The following is an 18,266-nucleotide window of genomic DNA, read 5'->3' as shown; positions in this document are numbered from 1 at the left end:
CGAAGGCCGCCAGGCCTGAGCCTCGAGACCACCCCACACGTGACGATGGTTTCGAGGCTCGGCGCTGGCGCGCCTCACACCTCAACCAACGTCACCACCACCCCACAGGTGACGATGGTTTCGAGGCTCGGCGCTAGCGCGCCTCACACCTCAACCAACGTCACCACAACCTCACAGCTGACGATGGTTTCGAGGCTCGGCGCTAGCGCGCCTCACACCTCAACCAACGACGCGACACCCACACAGCCGACGATGGTTTCGAGGCTCGGCGCCAGCGCGCCTCACACCTCAACCAACGACGCGACGCCACCCCTTGGCCCGATACGTCACGACCCCACGTCGGACCAGGCCGCCTCGGCGCCGCTGTGGCCGATCCGAGCCACCTGCACGCCGGTCGCGACCGCGGTCACGATCGCCAGGGTCCCGACCACCATCACGAGCCAGCTCGGCAGTCGGCTGCGGTCGGCACCGGTGCGGGTCATCCACCAGAAGCCGGCCGCGAAGACGAAGAGCGCGATCGTGAAGAGGAGCAGCTGGTCGCCGAGCTCGGCGTGCCGCTCGATCAGGGCGCTGTGCGGCAGGTCGTGCTCGAGGTTCTCGCCGCTGGCCGTCGACAGCGGCGTGAGGATGAGCGCGACCAGGCTCACCGCTGCTGGCAGCGGGCCGGCCCAGGCGCGGAAGCGCGGCACCAGCACGGCACCGATCACCAACACCACGGCGAGGGGCACGAACACCACCGTCGCGTGCACCAGCAGCGGATGGATCGGCAGACCGAAGATCTCGGAGGGCACGCAGGTTGTCCTTTCGTAAGGCGCCGGTTGCGCACGGGGGCTCAGCCACGGGGCGCCGCGTCGGCCGGATGCCGACGCGGCGTCGGATCCAGGTCACCCGGCCGGCTGCACCGGGAGCACGACCGGTGAGGTGGGGCCGACACCGGTGGTCGGTCGCACGGTGAAGGTCACCTCCTTCGCGCCGGCAGGCAGCCGCTTCGGTGCGACGACCGTCCCGGTCGACTCCTCCTGGAGGTCGTACGGCACCGTCCCGAGGTCGGTGCCGCCGGCCGTGACGGCCACGGTGCCGGCGCACCCCTGGTCACCGGTGCCACAGGTCACCTGGATGCTGGCCCGCCCCTGCGGGTCCGGGGTCACCGTCGTGCTGGTGGCGTTGAGCAGCGAGGGGAAGACCACCCCCGTCGCCGCGTTGTCGCCGTGCGGGTCGAAGCAGCCGTCGAACTCGAAGACCGGGTTGGTGACCTCTCGCCCCTTGCTGTCGGTCATGGTGAGGAAGCCGGTGAGCTTGCTGGGTCCGCTGGCGGTGTAGCAGTCGTTGCTGTGGACGTTGAGCTCGAACTTGCCGTAGCCCTCGGGCGGCATCGGGACCTCGGGGTCGGTCCAGCTCATCAGGCACACCCAGTCGCCACCCGGCCCGATGTCCTTGCCGACGGCGCCGGCCTTGTCGCACATCGCCTGGGGGTGGACCGAGGCGGCGGTGATCCCGGTCCGCCCCTGGAGCGCGGCCTGCGTGACGTAGAGGTTGGCGAAGGTGGTCGGCAGCGAGCGCTCCAGGCGGGCCCGGGTGACGGTGCTGCTGTCCCCGCCGTTGGCGGCGATGACGGCGGTCCCGAGCCCGAGCACCACGACGAGTGCGGTCAGGATGGTGATGATCGTGCGGCGCATGGCGGTCAGCCTCCAGTGATGTCGCGGTGGCGGAGCAGGACGAAGGCGATGGCGAGCGACCCGGCGCACCAGGCACCGCTGGTCAGCAGACCCTCGACGAGGGGCCCGGTGAACCGAGGCTGGGTGAGCAGGCCGTGCCACGCCTCGAACGGCGTGCTCAGCAGGAAGGGACGGATCGCCTCGACGCCGCCGAGCGCGCCCACGAGCTGCATGACCATGCCGATCACGACCGGAGCGGCGATGCCGACCGCCGGGTTGCGCGACCAGACCGACAGGAGGATCGCCAGGCAGGTGAAGCCGAGCATCGGGGGCAGCATCGTGGCCCAGCTCGCGGCGACGAGCCGGAGCGCCTCGGCGGTGGGGATCGTCTGGCCGGAGAGCCCGATCAGGGGTTGGTGGCCCACGATCAGCAGGCTGGACGCGATGGTGGACACCGCCAGCACCAGCAGCACGAGGGCCGCGAAGCCTGCGGCGGTCAGGGTCTTGGCCCAGAAGAGCCGGCCCCGGCTGGTCGAGCGGGTGAGGACCGTCTTCCAGGTGCCGTGCTGGTCCTCGCTGGCGAAGATGTCGCCGGCCACGATGGCCGTGAGCAGCGGGAGGACCCACTGCGACGCGAAGCCGAGCACCAGGAGTGCCAGCGCGAAGCCGTTCTCGGTCGCGAACCGGCCGAGCAGCGTGTCCTTGGGTGGTCGGGACTGGCCCTGGATCACCACCACGACCACGATCGGCATCAGCAGCGCACCGAGCAGTACGGCGCGGGCGCGGTACTGCGCGCGCAGCTTGCGCAGCTCCCACCGCAGGGCCGAGAGCACCCCGCCGCGTCGGCGTACCGGCGTTGCGACCACCTCGTGGCCCGTGGGCAGGGTCTCCGTGGTGCTCATCGCGCACCCTCCATCTCGGTCTCGTCGTCGGTGAGCATGAAGAACAACGCCTCCAGGGGCGTCTGCGTCGGGGTGAGCTCGAGCAGCTCCACGTCGGCCTGCACGATCGAGGCCACGTAGCCCGAGACCTGGCGCTGGGGGCCGGTCACGGCGAGCGCCGGGCGACCGTCCGGGTCGGGGTCGCGGACGACGGACACGGCAGGGTGCCGCGCGGCGAGGGCGACCGCGCGGTCGTCGTCCGACGTGACCATCCGGTGACCCGGGTCGGGCGCCATCGCGCGCAGGTCGGCGATGCTGCCGTGGAAGGCGACCGATCCGCGGCGCATGATCGTGACGTTGTCGCAGATCTCCTCGACCTCGTCCATGTGGTGGGAGCTGAGCAGGACCGTCAGCCCGCTGGCCGCCAGCCGCTTCACCAGGGCCCGCATGTCCCGGATGCCTGCGGGGTCCAGGCCGTTGGCGGGCTCGTCGAGGACCAGCAGGCGCGGCTCGCGCAGCAGGCTGGCGGCCACGCCCAGGCGCTGCCGCATCCCGTAGGAGTAGCCGCCGACCTTCTGGTCGGCCCGCTCGGTCATCTCGACCAGGTCGAGCACCTCGTCGAGCAGGCCGGGCCGGACCCCGCCGTCGAGGAGGGCCAGGCCCTCGAGGTTCTGGCGACCGGTGAGGTACGGGTAGAACTTCGGGCTCTCGATGAAGCCGGCGACGCCGTCGAGGACGCCGACCCCGGCCTCGTCCCACGTCCGGCCGAACACCTCGATCGTCCCGCTGTCGGGCCGGATCAGCCCGAAGAGCATCCGCAGGAAGGTCGTCTTGCCGGCACCGTTGGGCCCGAGGACGCCGTACACCTCCCCCGCCTTGACCCGGACGGAGATGTCGTCGACGGCGCGCACGGCGCCGAAGGTCTTGGTGACGCCCACGGCGTCGACTGCGAGTACGTCGGTCATGTCGCGCACCGTAGGACGGGCAACATGAAGGGACGATGAATCCATCGGCCCGGGTGCACAGTAGGTGCGTGCGCATCCTGGTGGCCGAAGACGACGTCCGGTTGGCCGATCTGCTCGACCAGTCGCTCACCGAGGCCGGCTGGGACGTCGAGGTCGTCCACGACGGCACGGCCGCCTACGGGCGGGCGCTGCCCGACGGCATCCCGTACGACGTCCTGCTCCTCGACTGGATGCTGCCCGGCACGGACGGCCGCTCCGTGTGCCGGCGGCTGCGCAGCCTGGGCGTCACCACCCCCGTGCTGATGCTCACCGCACGCGCCGACGTGCGTGACCGCGTCGACGGGCTCGACGCAGGAGCCGACGACTACCTCGCCAAGCCGTTCGACCTCGACGAGCTGCTGGCCCGGCTGCGGGCGCTGCGACGGCGCTCGTCGTACGGCGAGGAGGCGGTCGTCGAGGTGGGCGACCTCGTCGTCGACCCGATGTCGCGCCGGGTCTCGCGTGCGGGTACGCCGATCGAGCTGTCGGCACGCGAGTTCGACGTGCTGCACCTGCTGGTCTCCCGCGCCGGCCAGGTCGTGTCGCGCTACGCCATCCTCGACCAGGTGTGGGACGGGGAGACCGACCTGCGCAGCAACGTCATCGACGTGCACCTGGCGGCGATCCGCGCCAAGATCGACCGCCCCTTCGGCACCAGCACCATCACGACAGTCCGTGGCGCCGGCTACCGGGTCGACGGCACGTGAGCAGGCTCCCCCTGCGGATCCGGCTCGTGGCCGGCTTCGTCGTCGCCATGCTCGTCCTGCTGACCGCGGCCGGGGCGTTCGTCTACTGGCGGGTCGAGTACGCGCTGGACCGTGGGCTCGACACCGAGCTGGCCCAGGCCGCGGCGACCATCACCGCGCTGGTCGACCCGACCGGCCACGTCACCGCACCCGAGGCAGCCGCAGCGACCGGGGTCGGCTGGCAGGTCCTCGACGCGCGGGCCCGGGTCGTCGACTCCGGCGGCCCGGTCCCCCAGCGGCCGCTCGTCGACGCGACGCAGCTCCAGCACGTCGGTTCGGGCCCGCTCACCACCGAGATCGGCACGCTCCTGCCGGCCACTGCCGACCCCTACCGGGTCCGCGCGACCGCGGTCGTGCCCGGGGCCCGCTACCTCGTGGTCGCCGTGCGCCGCGACCACCGCGACGAGGCGCTGCGTGAGCTCCTGCTCCAGCTGACCCTCGCCGGGCTGGGTGCGCTGGCGGTGGCCGCGGTCGTGGGCGACGTGCTGGCCCGCGCCGCCCTGCGCCCGGTCGAGCGCTACCGCCGCCGCGCCGCCGACATCGCCGGCGGCGCGACCGGGCTGCGCCTCGACGTACCCCCTGGCCGGGACGACGAGGTGACCCGCCTCGGCCACACGCTCAACGACATGCTGGCCGCGCTCGAGCGGTCGCTGGAGCACGAGCGCCGCTTCGTCGACGACGCCAGCCACGAGCTGCGCACCCCCCTCACCTTGCTGAAGAGCCGGATCCAGCTCGCCCGTCGCCGGACCAGGAGCGTCGAGGAGCACGAGCGGGTGCTCGAGGAGCTGATGGTCGACGTCTCCCGCCTCGCCGACCTGGCCGAGCAGCTGCTCGAGCTGGGCTCGACGACCGCGGTGGCGGGCGAGACCGCCGACGTCGCCGCGGTCGTCGGGTCTGTCGTCGAGCGCCGCCGCGTGGCCCTGCCGGACCGGGCGGCCGACGTGACGCTCAGCGCGACCCGGGGCACCCTCTCGGCCGCCGTGGGCCCGCTGGCGCTGGAGCGGGTCGTGGACAACCTGATCCAGAACGCGCTCCTGCACGGTCGGGCGCCTGTGGTGGTCAGCGTGTCCGGCGCCGACGGGGGTGACTGGGTCCGGGTGGGTGTCGAGGACGACGGCGACGGGATGGACGCATCGCTGCTCACCGAGGCCACCCACCGGTTCGCCCGCTCGCCCGAGGCGCGCGCCCGGCCGGGGGCGGGCCTGGGGCTCTCCCTCGTCGACGAGATCGTCACCAGGGCCGGCGGCGAGCTGCGCCTGTGCTTCGCCGGCACGCACACCAGTCACGGCAGGTCCACGCCGGTCCGGTGCGACCACGGCGCCGCCATGGTCGTCTCGGTGATCCTCCCGGCCGGCGACGCCTAGCCCGCCCGGTCCAGACGCATCGGCAGCACGACCATGAGGAGGACCAGCACGACCGCGACGCCGCCGCCCGCGATCGCGGCCCACGTGCGGTCGGCGACCATGTCGACGATGAAGAGCACCATGCCGGCGACGAGCAGCGCGATCGCCGTGAGGGCGCAGCACACGAGGCGGTGGGCCACGAGCAGCACCCGTTGCTTCACGTGGTCGCCCGAGAGCCACCGGTGGACCGCGACCGGCGCGAGGACGAGCACCGTGGTGAGCGCGGCCAGCAGCACGAGCGTCAGGTAGAGGGCCAGCTGGAAGTCGTCGAGTTCGGCGAACTTCTGCTGGAAGGGCAGGGTCAGCAGGAACCCGGCCGTCAGCTGGGCACCGGTCTGCATGACCCGCAGCTCCTGCAGGAGATCACCGAACTTGCGGTCGACGCGCTCGTCCTCGGTCTCTCGACGGCCCTCGTCCACGGATCCTCCCTCTCAGTCCCGTACGTGCTCGGTCCAGTCGTCGGCAAGCAGCTCGCTGAGCGACTCGGCGACCACCACGGCGCCGGCCTGGCTCAGCTCCGAGCGGCTGAAGCCTCCGGTGAGGACGGACAGGCAGCCCAGCCCTGCCCGGTTGGCGGCGGCCACGTCGTACGGCGTGTCACCGACGAACACCGCGCGCTCCACGTCGCCCAGGCGGTCCAGGGTGACGCCGACCAGGTCGGGCTCGGGCTTGGAGGCCTCGACGTCCTCGGAGCTGGTCAGCGTCTCGACCAGGTCCGCGATGCCGAGCAGGTCGACCGCCTCGCGCGCGAACTGCGGGTCCCCCGAGGAGGCCAGGGCGACCCGGAAGCCGTCCTGCGACAGCTTGCGGACCAGGTCGGCCGCGCCGGGCAGCGCGACGACCTCGGCCCGGATCTTCAGGTACTCCTCGCGCCAGCGGTCGCGCAGCTCGTCGCCGTGCTCGTCCTCGGTGTCATCCCCGGCGACCTCGCCGACGAGCTTGTCGCCGCCCATCCCGATCGCCCGGTGCAGCCGCCACATCGGTGGCGGGTCCCCGAGCACGGCGAAGGCGCGGTGCCAGGCGAGGGCGTGGTGGTAGGTCGAGTCCACCAGCGTGCCGTCGATGTCGAAGAGGACGGCGCTGCCTCGCGGGTCGCTCATGCCGGCGCCGCCGCCCGCAGCTTGTCCAGCAGCGGTCCCGCGGCCTCGGCGAGGAACCGCTCCTGACCCTCGTCGCCGATCTGCACCAGCGCGATGTCGGTGAAGCCGGCCTCCCAGTAGGCGCTCACCGCCTCGACGACGGCGTCGAGGTCCGGTCCGCACGGGATCGAGTCGGCCACGTCCTCGGGCCGCACGAACTGCGTGGCCGCGGCGAAGCCCGCCGGTGTCGGCAGGTCCGCGTTGACGGACCAGCCGCCGCCGAACCACCGGAACTGCTCGTGCGCCCGCGCGACGGCGGCCTCCTCGTCGGGGTCCCAGCAGATCGGGATCTGACCGATGGCGCGGGCACCCCGCCCGATCTGCGGCGCGCCGTCGACGGCGTTCCAGTCCGAGATCAGCTCGGCCTTCGGCTCGACGCCGACGAGATGGTCGGCGAGGGGCGCGAAGACGCCGATGGCACGTGGCCCCGCGACGGCGATGCCGATGTCGACGCCCTCGTCCGGCAGGTCCCAGATCCGGGCGGAGTCGACCTGGAAGAACTCACCACGGTGGTCGACCAGGTCGCCGGTGTGCAGCGCGCGGATGATCTCGACGGCCTCGGCCAGCATGTCCTGCCGGTCCTGGATCGCGGGCCAGCCCTCGCCGACGACGTGCTCGTTGAGGTTCTCGCCGCTGCCGAGGCCGAGGGTGAATCTGCCCTCGGCCAGGATCTGCAGGGTCGCGGCCTTCTGGGCCACGATCGCGGGGTGGTAGCGCAGGGTCGGGCAGGTCACGTACGTCATCAGCCCGACCCGCGAGGTCGCCTGCGCCACGGCACCCAGCGTCGTCCAGGCGTACGGCGCGTGCCCCTGCTCGGTGATCCACGGCGAGTTGTGGTCGCTCATCACCTCGAAGTCGAAGCCGCGGTCCTCCGCGGCCACGGCGTACCGGACCAGCTCGCGCGGCCCGCTCTGCTCGGTCATCAGGGTGTAGCCGAAGTTCGTCATGGCCTGGCTGTACCCGTCGGGCGCGAGGTCACGCGGCCGAGGCGCACCGGCACGCGTAGCGCGTGCCGGAGCGGGTACGAGGACGTCATGACCACGACACCGAACGAGCCGATGCCCGAGCCCGAGGTCGTCCCCTCGGGCGACCCCGCCCCCATCGAGACCGACGACCCCGAGCCGGAGACGACCCCGCTGCCTTGATCACCGGCTGGTCCGGGCGGGTCCGCGACCCGGTCTTCTGGAACGACGCCACCCAGCTCGTCAAGACCGCGCTGGCCGCGGTGCTCGCCTGGGTGCTCGCGACCGAGGTGTTCTCGCTGTCCCAGTCGTTCCTCGCGCCGTGGGCGGCACTGCTGGTCGTGCACGCCACCGTCTACCGCACCTTCGCCCGTGGCCTGCGCCAGGTCACCGCGGCCGTCGCCGGCGTCGTGCTGGCCTGGGCGGTCGGCTCGGCGCTGGGGTTCGACACGGTCTCGGTCGCCGTGGTGCTGGTGCTCGGCCTCGCGATCGGGGCCCTGCCGTGGTTCGGCGAAGAGGCCATCACGGTCGCCGCGACCGCGACGGTGGTGCTGACGACCGGCTTCTCGAGCGACGACTCCGCACTGGTGGACCGCCTGCTCGACACCGCGATCGGCGTCGCCGTGGGCCTGGTGGTCAACGCTGTGGTCTGGCCGCCGCTGCGACGTCGTACGGCGATCGCCGCGATGAACCGCATCGACGACGGCATCGGGCAGCTGCTGGCCGACATGGGCGAGCGCATGGAGGCGGGGTACGACGACGCCGACGTCGCCGAGTGGGTCGACCGGACCCGCGCCCTCGACGACGACATCGACCAGGCCTGGGCGCTGGTCCGCCAGGCGCAGGAGAGCGGGCGGATGAACCCCCGCCGACCAGCCCGCGACCTGCGCGACCCGCGGCGCTCCCGCGAGCTGTTGGGCCGGATGGAGCAGGCACTGGCCGACACCCGGAGCATGGCCCGCACGCTCGGCTACCACGCGGCGATGCGGGTCGCGTGGGACCCCGACTTCCAGCAGCGCTGGCCGCGGCTGCTCGTCGACGCCGGCGAGGCGGTCGGGGCGGCCGACCCGGATGCCATCCGGGCGACCCGGCAGCGCCTGAACGCCCTGGTCGACGACCTCGGTCGGACCGGCGGCTCTGCGGCGCAGTGGCCGGTCCACGGCGCCCTGATCATCAACCTGCGCAACACGCTCGATGCCATGGACGAGGTCGCGGTGGCGAACCCGCTCGGCCAGCCTCCGCTGCCCGGCGAGCGGCTGCGGGAGCTCGGCTCACGCGGTCGTGCCCGGCTCCAGACGGGACCCGCCCGGGAGCGCGACGCCCCCTCCGACCCGTGATCCGCGACCGATCAGCGTGATCGCGTCGGAGTCGGCGGGGTCGGTGTCGGGCGAGCCGACCTCGGCCCCGGCCTCCAGCACGCAGTCGCGGTCCACGACCGCCCAGTCCAACCGCGCCCCCTCGCCGATGCGGACGTCCTGGAAGACGACGCTGTCGCGCACCAGGGCGCCGCGCTCGACCACCACGCCGGGTCCGAGGACGCTGCGGACGACGGTCCCGCTCACGGTCGACCCGGGGCTGAGCAGGCTGTCGCTGACCCGGGCTCCCTCGAGGACCCGGGCCGCGGCGCGCTGCTGCTGGTGGCCCACCATCGGCCACTCCTGGTCACCCAGCACGTCCAGGTCCCCGGTGAGCACGTCGTGGTGCGCGGCGACGTACTTGTGGGGCCGCCCGAGGTCCTTCCAGTAGCCCGGCATCGGATGGCTGTAGACCCGACCGCGCTCGACCAGGCGCGGGAGCAGGTGCTCGCCGAAGTCGCCGAGTCCGCTGTCGCCGGCGGCGGCGTCGGCCCCCAGCTCGCGGTGGAGCTCCTCCAGCACCGCCACGAGGACCGCTGGGTCGTAGACGAAGATCTCGGTCGCGACGGTGCCGGTGCCGGGCGACGACGGCTTGTAGGCGAAGCCGGTCACCCGGCCGTCGTCGTCGCTCTCCACCGTGGCGTGGTCGGACGCCTCGTCGATCGGGACGGTGCTCGTCACGATCGTGCACTCGGCCCCGGTGCGACGGTGCGCCCGCACGGCGTCCATCACGTCGAATCGGTAGACGTGGTCGGCGCTGAGCACGACCAGCGCCTCCGGCCCGTCGGCGACGACCTGGTCGCGGAACCGGTAGAGCTCGTCGGCGTTCCCCTGCGCGAAGCCCTCCTCGTCGGTGCCGCCCGTGCCCTCCTGCGCCATCAGCAGTCGCAGGCCGCCCCGGTTGCGGTCGAGGTCCCACGGCCGCCCGTTGGCCACCTCCTCGCCCAGACCAGCGCCCTGGAACTGCACCGACAGCCAGACGTCGGTGATCCCGCTGTTGGCCAGGTTGGACAGCGAGAAGTCGATCAGCTGGAAGACCCCGGCGAAGGGCAGCGTCGGCTTGGCCCGCTCCCGCGTCAGGACGTCCATCCGGCCACCGGCACCGCCGGCCTGGACCAGCGCGAGGACATGGGACCGGCTCACTGCCGTCATCAGGTGCCTCCTCGGCTCAGGTCACCTCGACGTACCCGATCCCCGCGGCTCTCAAGCGGTCTCCCGTGCTCAGAGGATGTAGAGCATCTCCTGGTAGGTCGGCAGCGACCACAGGTCGTCGGCCACCAGGCCCTCCAGGGTGTCGGCCGCCGTGCGGACCGCCGCCATCGCGGGCAGGACCGTGTCGCGGAAGTACGTCGCGGTCACCATGGCGTCCGCGGCGTGCTCGTGGCCGATCGCCGTGGCGAGGGTCGCGAGAGCGGCCTTCAGGTCGGCGACCGGAGCCGAGACCTGCTGGAGCGTGGACAGGTCCGCCTCGACACCGGCGGCCTTGAGAGCAGCGACGTTCGACGCGAGCTCGGTCTGGTAGCGGATCGCGGCCGGCAGGATGATCGTGCTGCCCATCTCGAGGGTCAGGTTCGCCTCGACGCTGACGCTGAGGATGTACTGCTCCAGGCCGATCTCGTAGCGGCTGTGCATCTCGCGCTCGCTGAAGACGCCGTACGTCGAGGCCAGCTCGATCGCCTCGGGAGAGATCAGCTCGGGCAGCGCGTCGATCGTCGTGCGCAGGTTCTTCAGGCCCCGCTGCTCGGCCTCGATCGGCCACTCGTCGGAGTAGCCGTTGCCGTTGAAGATCACCTTGCCGTGGTCGGCGATGATCGTCGCGAGCAGCGCCTGCACGGCGTCGTTGAAGTCCGTGCCGCCGGCGACCGCCGTCTCGAGCTCGGTGGCGCAGTGGTCCAGCGCCTCGGCCATGATCGTGTTGAGCACCACCATCGGGCCGGCGACGGTCTGGTTCGAGCCCGGGGCGCGGAACTCGAACCGGTTGCCCGTGAAGGCGAACGGCGAGGTGCGGTTGCGATCGCCCGGGTCCTTGGTGAGGTCGGGCAGGGTGTCGATGCCGATGGCGAGCGTCCCCTTCTCCTTGGAGTGGGTCGCACCTCCCTTGGCGATCTGGTCGAAGACGTCGGCGAGCTGGTCGCCGAGGAAGATCGAGATGATCGCGGGCGGGGCCTCGTTGGCGCCCAGGCGGTGGTCGTTGCTCGCCGAGGCCACCGACGCGCGGAGCAGGCCGCCGTAGAGGTCGACGCCGCGGATCACGGCAGCGCAGAAGACCAGGAACTGGGCGTTGTCGTGCGGGTTGTCCCCGGGGACGAAGAGGCTGCCGAGCTCGCTGTTGCCGAGCGAGAAGTTGACGTGCTTGCCCGAGCCGTTGACGCCGGCGAAGGGCTTCTCGTGGAAGAGACACTCCATGCCGTGCTTCTTGGCGACGGCCTTGAAGGTCGTCATCGTCAGCTGCTGGTGGTCGGAGCCCTGGTTGGCCCGCTCGAACATCGGCGCCAGCTCGAACTGACCGGGCGCGACCTCGTTGTGGCGGGTCTTGGCCGGGATGCCGAGCTTGAAGAGCTCCCGCTCGGTGTCCATCATGAACGCGAGCACGCGCTCGGGGATGGCGCCGAAGTAGTGGTCGTCGAACTCCTGGCCCTTGGGCGGCTTGGCCCCGAAGAGCGTGCGGCCGGCGTTGATCAGGTCGGGACGCGAGAGGAAGAAGTGGCGGTCGATCAGGAAGTACTCCTGCTCGGGGCCCAGGTAGGACACGACGCGCTCGGCGTTGTCGTACCCGAAGAGCCTCAGCACGCGCTCGGCGTGGATCGCCATCGCCTGCTGCGAGCGCAGGATCGGCGTCTTGTGGTCGAGCGCCTCACCGGTCATCGAGATGAAGATGGTGGGGATGCACAGCGTGTTGCCGTTCGGGTTCTCCAGGACGTACGCCGGGCTCATCACGTCCCAGCCGGTGTAGCCGCGTGCCTCGAAGGTGTTGCGCAGGCCGCCGTTCGGGAAGCTCGAGGCGTCCGGCTCACCCTGGATCAGCGTCTTGCCGGAGAACGACGCGAAGGCCGTGCCGTCGCCGACCGGGTCCAGGAAGCTGTCGTGCTTCTCCGCGGTGAGGCCGGTCAGCGGGTAGAAGACGTGGGCGTAGTGGGTCGCGCCCTTCTCCATCGCCCAGTCCTTCATCGCCGAGGCGACGGCGTCGGCGACCAGCGGGTCCAGCGGGGCCGACTTCTCGATGGTCGCGAGCACCGACTTGTAGACCGACTTGGGCAGCCGCTTCTGCATCACGCTGACGCTGAAGACGTTGGAGCCGAAGACCTCGCCCGGCTCCTCGCCGATGTCGAAGGTGATCGCCGGAGGGACGTAGGACTCCACCTCGGAGATCGCCTGCAGACGGACCTTGTTCGCACTCATCGATCGGGGCTCCTTGACACGTACGCCGCTCCGCACGGCCGTGATCGGCAACGTACGGGCGCCACGTGTCCGAACTGTTTCGGCCGGGTGTCCCCCGTCGTCCGATCCATCCCGATCGGGTCCGACACATGTCCGTAACCCAGGGCCCGTGCCGACCGGCTACGGTCTCGACGTCCACCTCCGACCTCGACCGGACCAGGCGTCGAAAAGGTCACCGTCCGGTCACGGAACGATAACGGCCCCGTTCGTGGCATCATCCGTCCCCATGGAGGGTGTAACTCAGCGGGCGCGGCGCGCCGTCGTGGTCGAGGACGACCGCGACATCCGCGAGCTGATCACCCACACCCTGTCGGACCTCGGGCTCGAGGTCACGGCGGTGGACAGCGGCCCCGCCGGCGTGGCCGCGGTCCGCGCGATCAACCCCGACCTGGTGACGCTCGATCTCGGCCTCCCGGGCATCGACGGCATCGAGGTGTGCCGTCAGATCCGCGAGGAGAGCGACGCCTACATCATCATGGTGACCGCCCGCTCCGACGAGATCGACCGCCTGCTCGGCCTCGAGACCGGCGCCGACGACTTCATGTCCAAGCCGTTCAGCCTCCGCGAGCTCCAGGCCCGGGTCAACGCGATGTTCCGCCGGCCGCGGCCGGGCATCACGGCGGAGGGCGACGCCGCCGAGCTGCTGACGTACGGCGTCCTGCGCGTCGACGTCTCCTCCCGACGGGTCTACCGCGACGGCGAGGAGCTGCTGCTGACCCGCACGGAGTTCGACCTGCTGACCGAGCTGATGCGCAGCCCCGCGAGGGTCGTGACCCGCGAGGAGCTGCTCAAGGCGGTGTGGGGCACGCCCTGGATCGGCGACACCCACGTCGTCGAGGTCCACGTCGGCAACCTGCGCCGCAAGCTGGGCGGCTCCCGCTTCATCCGCACCGTCCGCGGTGTCGGCTACCGCATGGAGGAGCACGTCCCCCAGGCCTGAGCCGCCGCCAGGAGAGGTGGCCCGGGCCCGGACCTACCCGGCGAGCTGGTTGACCACCGAGTCGAACACCCAGGGCAGGGCCGCGGCGGACGGCACCAGGCGACGCCGCAGCCGGGGGTGCGCCGTGGCACCGAGCAGCCCCTGGGTGAGCAGCTCGTGGCGCCGGCTGAGCTTCCGGCTGCTGGCCTCGTAGCGGGCGGGGTCGTCGGCCGCCACCGCGGCGACCGCCGCGGACGCCTGGGCGAGCCCGACGGCGATCCCCTCACCGGTCAGCGCGTCCACGTAGCCGGCGGCGTCCCCGACGAGCAGGACCCGGCCCGAGCTCCGGCGTCGGGACCGCTGCCGCAGGGGGCCGGCGCCGAGCACCCTGGTCGGGGCAGCCCCGGCCAGCCGGTCCACGATCTCGGGGAAGCAGCTCAGCAGGTCGTCGAAGCCGCGCCGGCTCTCGCTGAGCACCGCGACGCCGACCTGGTCCTCGCTGACCGGGGTCACGTACGCCTCCCCCACCTCGGCCCAGTGCACCTCGACGAACGACGTCCACGGCGCCGCCGCGAAGTGGCAGCGCTGGCCGTACCGGCGTTGGCGGTGACGCGGCTGGTCGAGCCCGAGCATCCGACGCACCGGTGAGTGCAGGCCGTCGGCCGCCACCAGGTAGCGGGCGGGCTCACCGTCGACCAGCACCCGGTCGCCGGCGTCGTCGACGTGGGTCACCGACCGGTGCAGCGTCACGACACCGGCGGCGGCGGCGGCCTCGGACAGGGCCGCGTGCAGCGTCGTACGCCGCACCCCGAGCCCGACGCCGCTCCGGAACGACGCCTCGGCCCGGTGGTCACCGTCGACGTAGCGGATGCCGGTCAGCGGGTGGCCCTCCGGGTGGACACCGAGCGCGGCGAGCCGGGTGATGGCCCCCGGCATCAGACCCTCGCCGCAGGCCTTGTCGATCGCCCCGGTCCGCCGCTCGACGACGGCCACGTCGAGTCCCGCGCGAGCGGCCCCGAGGGCGACCGCGAGGCCGACGGGGCCGCCGCCGACCACGATCAGGTCACGCACCGGGCTCCCCGACCTGGAGCCCGCCGATGGCGGCGTTCTCGACGTTGATCCGCACGTAGAGCAGCGCGGCGTTGAGCACCGTGAACCCGAGCGCGGTGATCCACGCGGCGTGCACCATGGGCAGGGCCGCGCCCTCCACGACGACGGCGACGTAGTTGGGGTGGTCGAGGAGACGGTAGGGACCCTTCCTGACGGGCGTCAGGCCGGGCACCACGATGACGCGCGTGTTCCACTGGTGCCCGAGCGTGCGGATGCACCACCACCGCAGCCCCTGGGCGAGGACGACGAGGGCGAGCATCGACCAGGCGAGCCAGCCGGGGACCTCCGGGCGGCGCACCCACGCCTCGACGAGCATGGCGACCAGGAAGCCGCTGTGCAGGACGACCATCACGGGATAGTGCGAGCGTCCCGTCTCCACCCCGCCGCGCTCGAAGCTCCAGGCGGCGTTGCGCTTGGACACGACCAGCTCGGCGAGCCGCTCGAGCGCAACCAGGCAGACCAGGACGGTGAAGGCCGTCAGGCTGGTCACGACGCCCGCGCCCGGTCGGCGTCCACGGGCTCGCCGGGCGCCCGGACGATCAGCAGCTCGGAGCAGAAGCCGGGACCCATCGCCATGACCACACCGTACGAGCCCGGCGCCGGCGGCCGCTCCCGGAAGGTGTCGGCCAGGACGTGGAGCACCGACGCGGAGGACAGGTTGCCGATCCGCTCGAGGGACGCGGTCGTCAGCGCGACCGCCTCGTGCGTCAGGTCGAGGGCGAGCCGGACGGCGTCGATCACCTTCGGACCACCCGGGTGGCACACCCACCAGCCGACGTCGTCCAGGCCGAGCCCGTGGTCGCTCAGCAGGCCCTCGACGTCCGCGCGGATGTAGCGGTTGACGATGGCCGGCACCTCGGCGTCCAGGACGATCCGCAGGCCGTCGGAGGTGACGTCGAAGCCCATCGTGCGCTCGGAGTCGGGGTAGAGATGGCTGCGCGTGTCCAGGACCTCCGCCCGGCCGCCCGTCGTGTTCGCCCCCGCGGCGACCACGGCCGCGGCCCCGTCCCCGAACAGCCCGCTGGCGACGAGGTTGGGCACGGACACGTCGTTGCGCTGGACCGTGAGCGAGCACAGCTCGACGCTCACCAGGACCGCGACCTCATCGGGATGGCCGACCAGGTAGTCGTGGAGCCGGGCCAGGCCGGCGGCGCCGGCCACGCACCCGAGCCCCACCAGCGGCACCCGCTTGACGTCGGGACGCAGGCCGACGACGCCGGCGATGCGGGCCTCCAGCGACGGCACCGCCAGCCCCGTCACCGTGGCGCACACGATCAGGTCGACGTCGGTGGGCGTCAGCCCGGCGTCCTTCAGCGCTTCCTCCAGGGCGGCCGACCCGAGCTGGACGGCGTGCTCGATGAAGAGGTCGTTGGCCTCGGTGAAGCCGTCGAGGGTGCCGTAGTCCTCCAGCGGGAGCACGAGGTGGCGGCGCCCGACACCGGCGTTGGCGTGAAACCTCCGGACGAGCCGTTCGTCGAGGGCACCGCCCTGCGAGATCACCTCGACGAACGCCTCGGTGATGTCGGCCTGGTCGTAGCCGTGCGGCGGTAGCACGCCTCGTGCGGCAAGGATCTTCATGGTGTGCGGCTCCTTCGTCCTGATGGCGTGCGGGCGATGCTGAGCTGGGTCGCCAGTCCGGTGGCGAGCCGTGGCGTGATCCGGCCGCGGCCCAGCCCGATCTCGACGAGGTCGTCGAAGACTCTTCGGTCCGAGGACGACGCGCGGATGCCTGCGGTGACCACGCCCTCGTGCCGGGTGAGCCGGGAGGCGAGCCAGGTGTGTCGGAGGTGACCGGCGAGTGCGCGCTGCACGGAGCGGCGGTAGGTGGCCCCGGCGCTCGCCGGGCGGCCCTGCCGGATCGCGCCCGCGGCCGCCCGGCCGGCCGCGACACCGGTGAGCACGGCGTAGAAGATCCCCTCGCCGGTCATCGGGTTCACCAGCCCGGCCGCGTCCCCGGCGAGCAGCACCGGGCCGGACGGCTGGGTCCACCGGAGCCCGGACAGCGGCAGGTGGTGGGCGCGCCACTGGACCCCGTCGGCCACGGACCCCGGGATCAGGCGCTCGAGCTGCTCGAGGAGCAGCCGCCGCGACAGCGACCCGGCGTCGCGCTCGGGGAGGAACTCCCCGTAGCCGACGTTGGCCAGCCCGTCGCCGCGGTCGAAGCACCACGCGTACGCCGGCTGCCGACGGTCGCCGTAGCGGATCAGCTGCAGTCCGCGCAGGTCGGGAGGGGTGGGCACGTAGCCGCGGATGGCGAGGGCCGCCGGAGACCGGCCGGCGGCGTCGCCGACGACGCTGCGGCGTACGACGGAGTGCGCGCCGTCCGCACCGACCACCACCCGCGCGCGGACCGTCTCGTCGATCACGACCACGCCGTCGCGCTCCTCGATCGAGGCGACGCGGCGGCGCTCGACCCGGGCGCCCGCGGACCTGGCCCGCTCGACCAGACGGGCGTCGAAGACCTCGCGCGGGATGACCCAGACGGGCCGGGCCAGCCGGCCCGCCACCGAGGTGTGCCGGTTGGCGATCTCCAGCTGGCGCAGCGGCTCCCAGCCCTCGGTGACGTCGCGGACGCCTACGTCCGCCAGGATGTCGAGCACGTGGGGGGCGATGCCGTCGCCGCAGCACTTGTCGCGGGGGAAGTCGGCGCGGTCCACCAGCAGCACCCTCAGCGACGGGTCGGCGGCGAGCGCGCCCAGCGCCGCGGCCGAGCCGGCCGGCCCCGCCCCGACGACGACCACGTCCCAGGTGTCGTCCCCGTCAGGAGCCGCAGTCACGACCACACCAGCATCACCACGTCGACCAGGGCGATGCCGATCGCGGCCCGGAAGGGGGTGCGGCCGGTGCCGCGCAGGGTGATCGCCACGAGGACGCCCACCAGCAGCAGCACCGGCCCGAGCACCGTCCACGGGATCGTCGCGGACCCGGCCACCACCAGCGACGCCGCGACCAGGACCACGACCGCCGCCCCCTGGGTGCGGGCGGCGCCCAGTCGGTGCGGCAGCCCCCGCACGCCGGTCGCCTCGTCGTCGGCGAGGTCCGGGAGCACGTTGACCAGGTGGGCCCCGACGCCGAGCAGGGCCGCGGCGACCGCCAGCCACAGCGGAGGCAGCGTCGCGGGGTCGCCGGCCAGGTAGATGAAGACCGGGAGGCCGCCGAACGAGACGGCGTACGGCGCCCACGACCACCAGGTCGACTTGAGGCCGAGGTTGTAGGCCCACGCGGAGGCCACCAGGACCAGGTGGACGAGGCCGGCGTACCAGCCGCAGGCCAGCGACAGCAGCACCGTCGCCACCAGCGCCACCGCGCAGCAGAGACGCACGGTCGACGCCGTGACGTCCCCGCTCGCGATCGGCTTGTCGCTGCGCCCCACGCTCGCGTCACGGGAGGCGTCGACGAGGTCGTTGGACCAGCCGACCGTGAGCTGGCCGGAGAGCACGGCGCCCGTGACGAGCGCGATGTCGGCCGCTCCCAGGCCCCCGGAGAGGGCGAGCAGGGCGGCGAGCACCGTCACTGCGAGCACCGGCCCGGGGTGGGCGGCACTCGTCAGCCCACGCGCGGTGCGCCCGATGCCCATGCACCAGGTGTACCCCTGCCCTCCTATTCCACGCCGCCGCGAGGTGTCCGCTCCCCCGCCGACGGCCGGCCGCGGCA

18 protein-coding genes are annotated in these 18,266 nt (G+C 72.6%); 4 read left to right on the top strand and 14 right to left on the bottom strand.

Going from position 1 to position 18,266, the window contains the following annotated elements:
- Positions 1–326: 326 nt before the first annotated feature.
- The 4 genes from N542_RS0118020 to N542_RS0118005 form a co-directional block, all read right to left on the bottom strand.
- Entirely contained in the window at positions 327–791 is a 465-nt protein-coding gene (locus N542_RS0118020; RefSeq protein ID WP_028645124.1) for a DUF2231 domain-containing protein, read from the bottom strand.
- Between the two features lie 93 nt (positions 792–884).
- The gene (locus tag N542_RS26780) at positions 885–1,676 is read right to left on the bottom strand and encodes a hypothetical protein (protein WP_051552013.1); all 792 of its coding nucleotides are present in this window, start codon (positions 1,674–1,676) and stop codon (positions 885–887) included.
- Positions 1,677–1,681: 5 nt separating this feature from the next.
- A complete protein-coding gene (locus N542_RS0118010) occupies positions 1,682–2,557 on the bottom strand; it encodes an ABC transporter permease (RefSeq protein ID WP_028645123.1) in 876 nt (291 codons plus the stop codon).
- Positions 2,554–3,501, bottom strand: coding sequence for an ABC transporter ATP-binding protein (locus tag N542_RS0118005; protein ID WP_028645122.1), 948 nt, complete (start codon positions 3,499–3,501; stop codon positions 2,554–2,556). Before N542_RS0118005 ends, N542_RS0118010 begins: the two co-directional genes overlap by 4 nt.
- Before the next feature lie 68 nt (positions 3,502–3,569).
- Between N542_RS0118005 and N542_RS0118000 the strand changes: the two genes are divergently transcribed.
- Both N542_RS0118000 and N542_RS0117995 read left to right on the top strand, forming a co-directional pair.
- Positions 3,570–4,247, top strand: a complete 678-nt coding sequence (locus N542_RS0118000; protein WP_028645121.1) for a response regulator transcription factor — start codon at positions 3,570–3,572, stop codon at positions 4,245–4,247.
- Positions 4,244–5,650: a sensor histidine kinase gene (locus N542_RS0117995; RefSeq protein WP_028645120.1), complete on the top strand. Its 1,407-nt coding sequence runs from the start codon at positions 4,244–4,246 to the stop codon at positions 5,648–5,650. Before N542_RS0118000 ends, N542_RS0117995 begins: the two co-directional genes overlap by 4 nt.
- Here the strand turns inward: N542_RS0117995 and N542_RS0117990 are convergent.
- Genes N542_RS0117990 through N542_RS0117980 form a run of 3 tightly spaced genes read right to left on the bottom strand, consistent with a single transcriptional unit; the run spans position 5,647 to position 7,775 of the window.
- Positions 5,647–6,108 carry a DUF6328 family protein gene (locus tag N542_RS0117990; RefSeq protein WP_028645119.1) on the bottom strand — a complete coding sequence of 154 codons (462 nt, stop codon included), beginning with the start codon at positions 6,106–6,108 and terminating at the stop codon, positions 5,647–5,649. The two genes, N542_RS0117995 and N542_RS0117990, sit on opposite strands and share 4 nt — an antisense overlap.
- Positions 6,109–6,120: 12 nt before the next feature.
- Positions 6,121–6,789 (bottom strand): HAD family hydrolase, encoded by a 669-nt coding sequence (locus N542_RS0117985; RefSeq protein ID WP_028645118.1) that lies wholly within the window; start codon positions 6,787–6,789, stop codon positions 6,121–6,123.
- Positions 6,786–7,775 (bottom strand): LLM class F420-dependent oxidoreductase, encoded by a 990-nt coding sequence (locus N542_RS0117980; protein WP_028645117.1) that lies wholly within the window; start codon positions 7,773–7,775, stop codon positions 6,786–6,788. Before N542_RS0117980 ends, N542_RS0117985 begins: the two co-directional genes overlap by 4 nt.
- A gap of 194 nt (positions 7,776–7,969) precedes the next feature.
- On the opposite strand from N542_RS0117980, the gene N542_RS0117970 reads away from it, so the two are divergent.
- A complete protein-coding gene (locus N542_RS0117970) occupies positions 7,970–9,127 on the top strand; it encodes an FUSC family protein (RefSeq protein ID WP_028645116.1) in 1,158 nt (385 codons plus the stop codon).
- On the opposite strand, the gene N542_RS0117965 is transcribed toward N542_RS0117970, so the two are convergent.
- On the bottom strand, positions 9,062–10,297 hold the full coding sequence (locus tag N542_RS0117965) for a glucose-1-phosphate adenylyltransferase family protein (protein ID WP_036508671.1): 1,236 nt from the start codon (positions 10,295–10,297) through the stop codon (positions 9,062–9,064). The genes N542_RS0117970 and N542_RS0117965 overlap by 66 nt on opposite strands.
- 69 nt (positions 10,298–10,366) lie before the next feature.
- Complete coding sequence (locus N542_RS0117960; protein WP_028645114.1) at positions 10,367–12,544, bottom strand: glutamine synthetase III family protein; 2,178 nt, start codon at positions 12,542–12,544, stop codon at positions 10,367–10,369.
- A 265-nt stretch (positions 12,545–12,809) separates the two neighbouring features.
- Between N542_RS0117960 and N542_RS0117955 the strand changes: the two genes are divergently transcribed.
- A complete protein-coding gene (locus tag N542_RS0117955) occupies positions 12,810–13,523 on the top strand; it encodes a response regulator transcription factor (protein WP_028645113.1) in 714 nt (237 codons plus the stop codon).
- 33 nt (positions 13,524–13,556) lie between these two features.
- Here N542_RS0117955 and N542_RS0117950 read toward each other — a convergent pair whose 3' ends face one another.
- The 5 genes from N542_RS0117950 to N542_RS0117930 are packed head-to-tail and all read right to left on the bottom strand — an operon-like array spanning position 13,557 to position 18,189.
- Positions 13,557–14,573, bottom strand: a complete 1,017-nt coding sequence (locus tag N542_RS0117950) for an NAD(P)/FAD-dependent oxidoreductase (RefSeq protein ID WP_028645112.1) — start codon at positions 14,571–14,573, stop codon at positions 13,557–13,559.
- Complete coding sequence (locus N542_RS0117945) at positions 14,566–15,102, bottom strand: isoprenylcysteine carboxyl methyltransferase family protein (protein ID WP_028645111.1); 537 nt, start codon at positions 15,100–15,102, stop codon at positions 14,566–14,568. Before N542_RS0117945 ends, N542_RS0117950 begins: the two co-directional genes overlap by 8 nt.
- On the bottom strand, positions 15,099–16,190 hold the full coding sequence (locus tag N542_RS0117940; protein ID WP_028645110.1) for a type III polyketide synthase: 1,092 nt from the start codon (positions 16,188–16,190) through the stop codon (positions 15,099–15,101). The genes N542_RS0117945 and N542_RS0117940 overlap by 4 nt, the downstream gene beginning before the upstream one ends.
- Positions 16,187–17,389 (bottom strand): NAD(P)/FAD-dependent oxidoreductase, encoded by a 1,203-nt coding sequence (locus N542_RS25475; protein ID WP_036508827.1) that lies wholly within the window; start codon positions 17,387–17,389, stop codon positions 16,187–16,189. The genes N542_RS0117940 and N542_RS25475 overlap by 4 nt, the downstream gene beginning before the upstream one ends.
- Complete coding sequence (locus N542_RS0117930; RefSeq protein WP_028645109.1) at positions 17,386–18,189, bottom strand: UbiA family prenyltransferase; 804 nt, start codon at positions 18,187–18,189, stop codon at positions 17,386–17,388. The genes N542_RS25475 and N542_RS0117930 overlap by 4 nt, the downstream gene beginning before the upstream one ends.
- Between the last annotated feature and the right edge of the window lie 77 nt (positions 18,190–18,266).

Source organism: Nocardioides sp. URHA0020 (assembly GCF_000620705.1).
Classification (GTDB): domain Bacteria; phylum Actinomycetota; class Actinomycetes; order Propionibacteriales; family Nocardioidaceae; genus Nocardioides.
The sequence above is the reverse complement of the archived record's forward strand: the minus strand, read 5'-3'. Positions and strand labels throughout refer to the sequence as shown.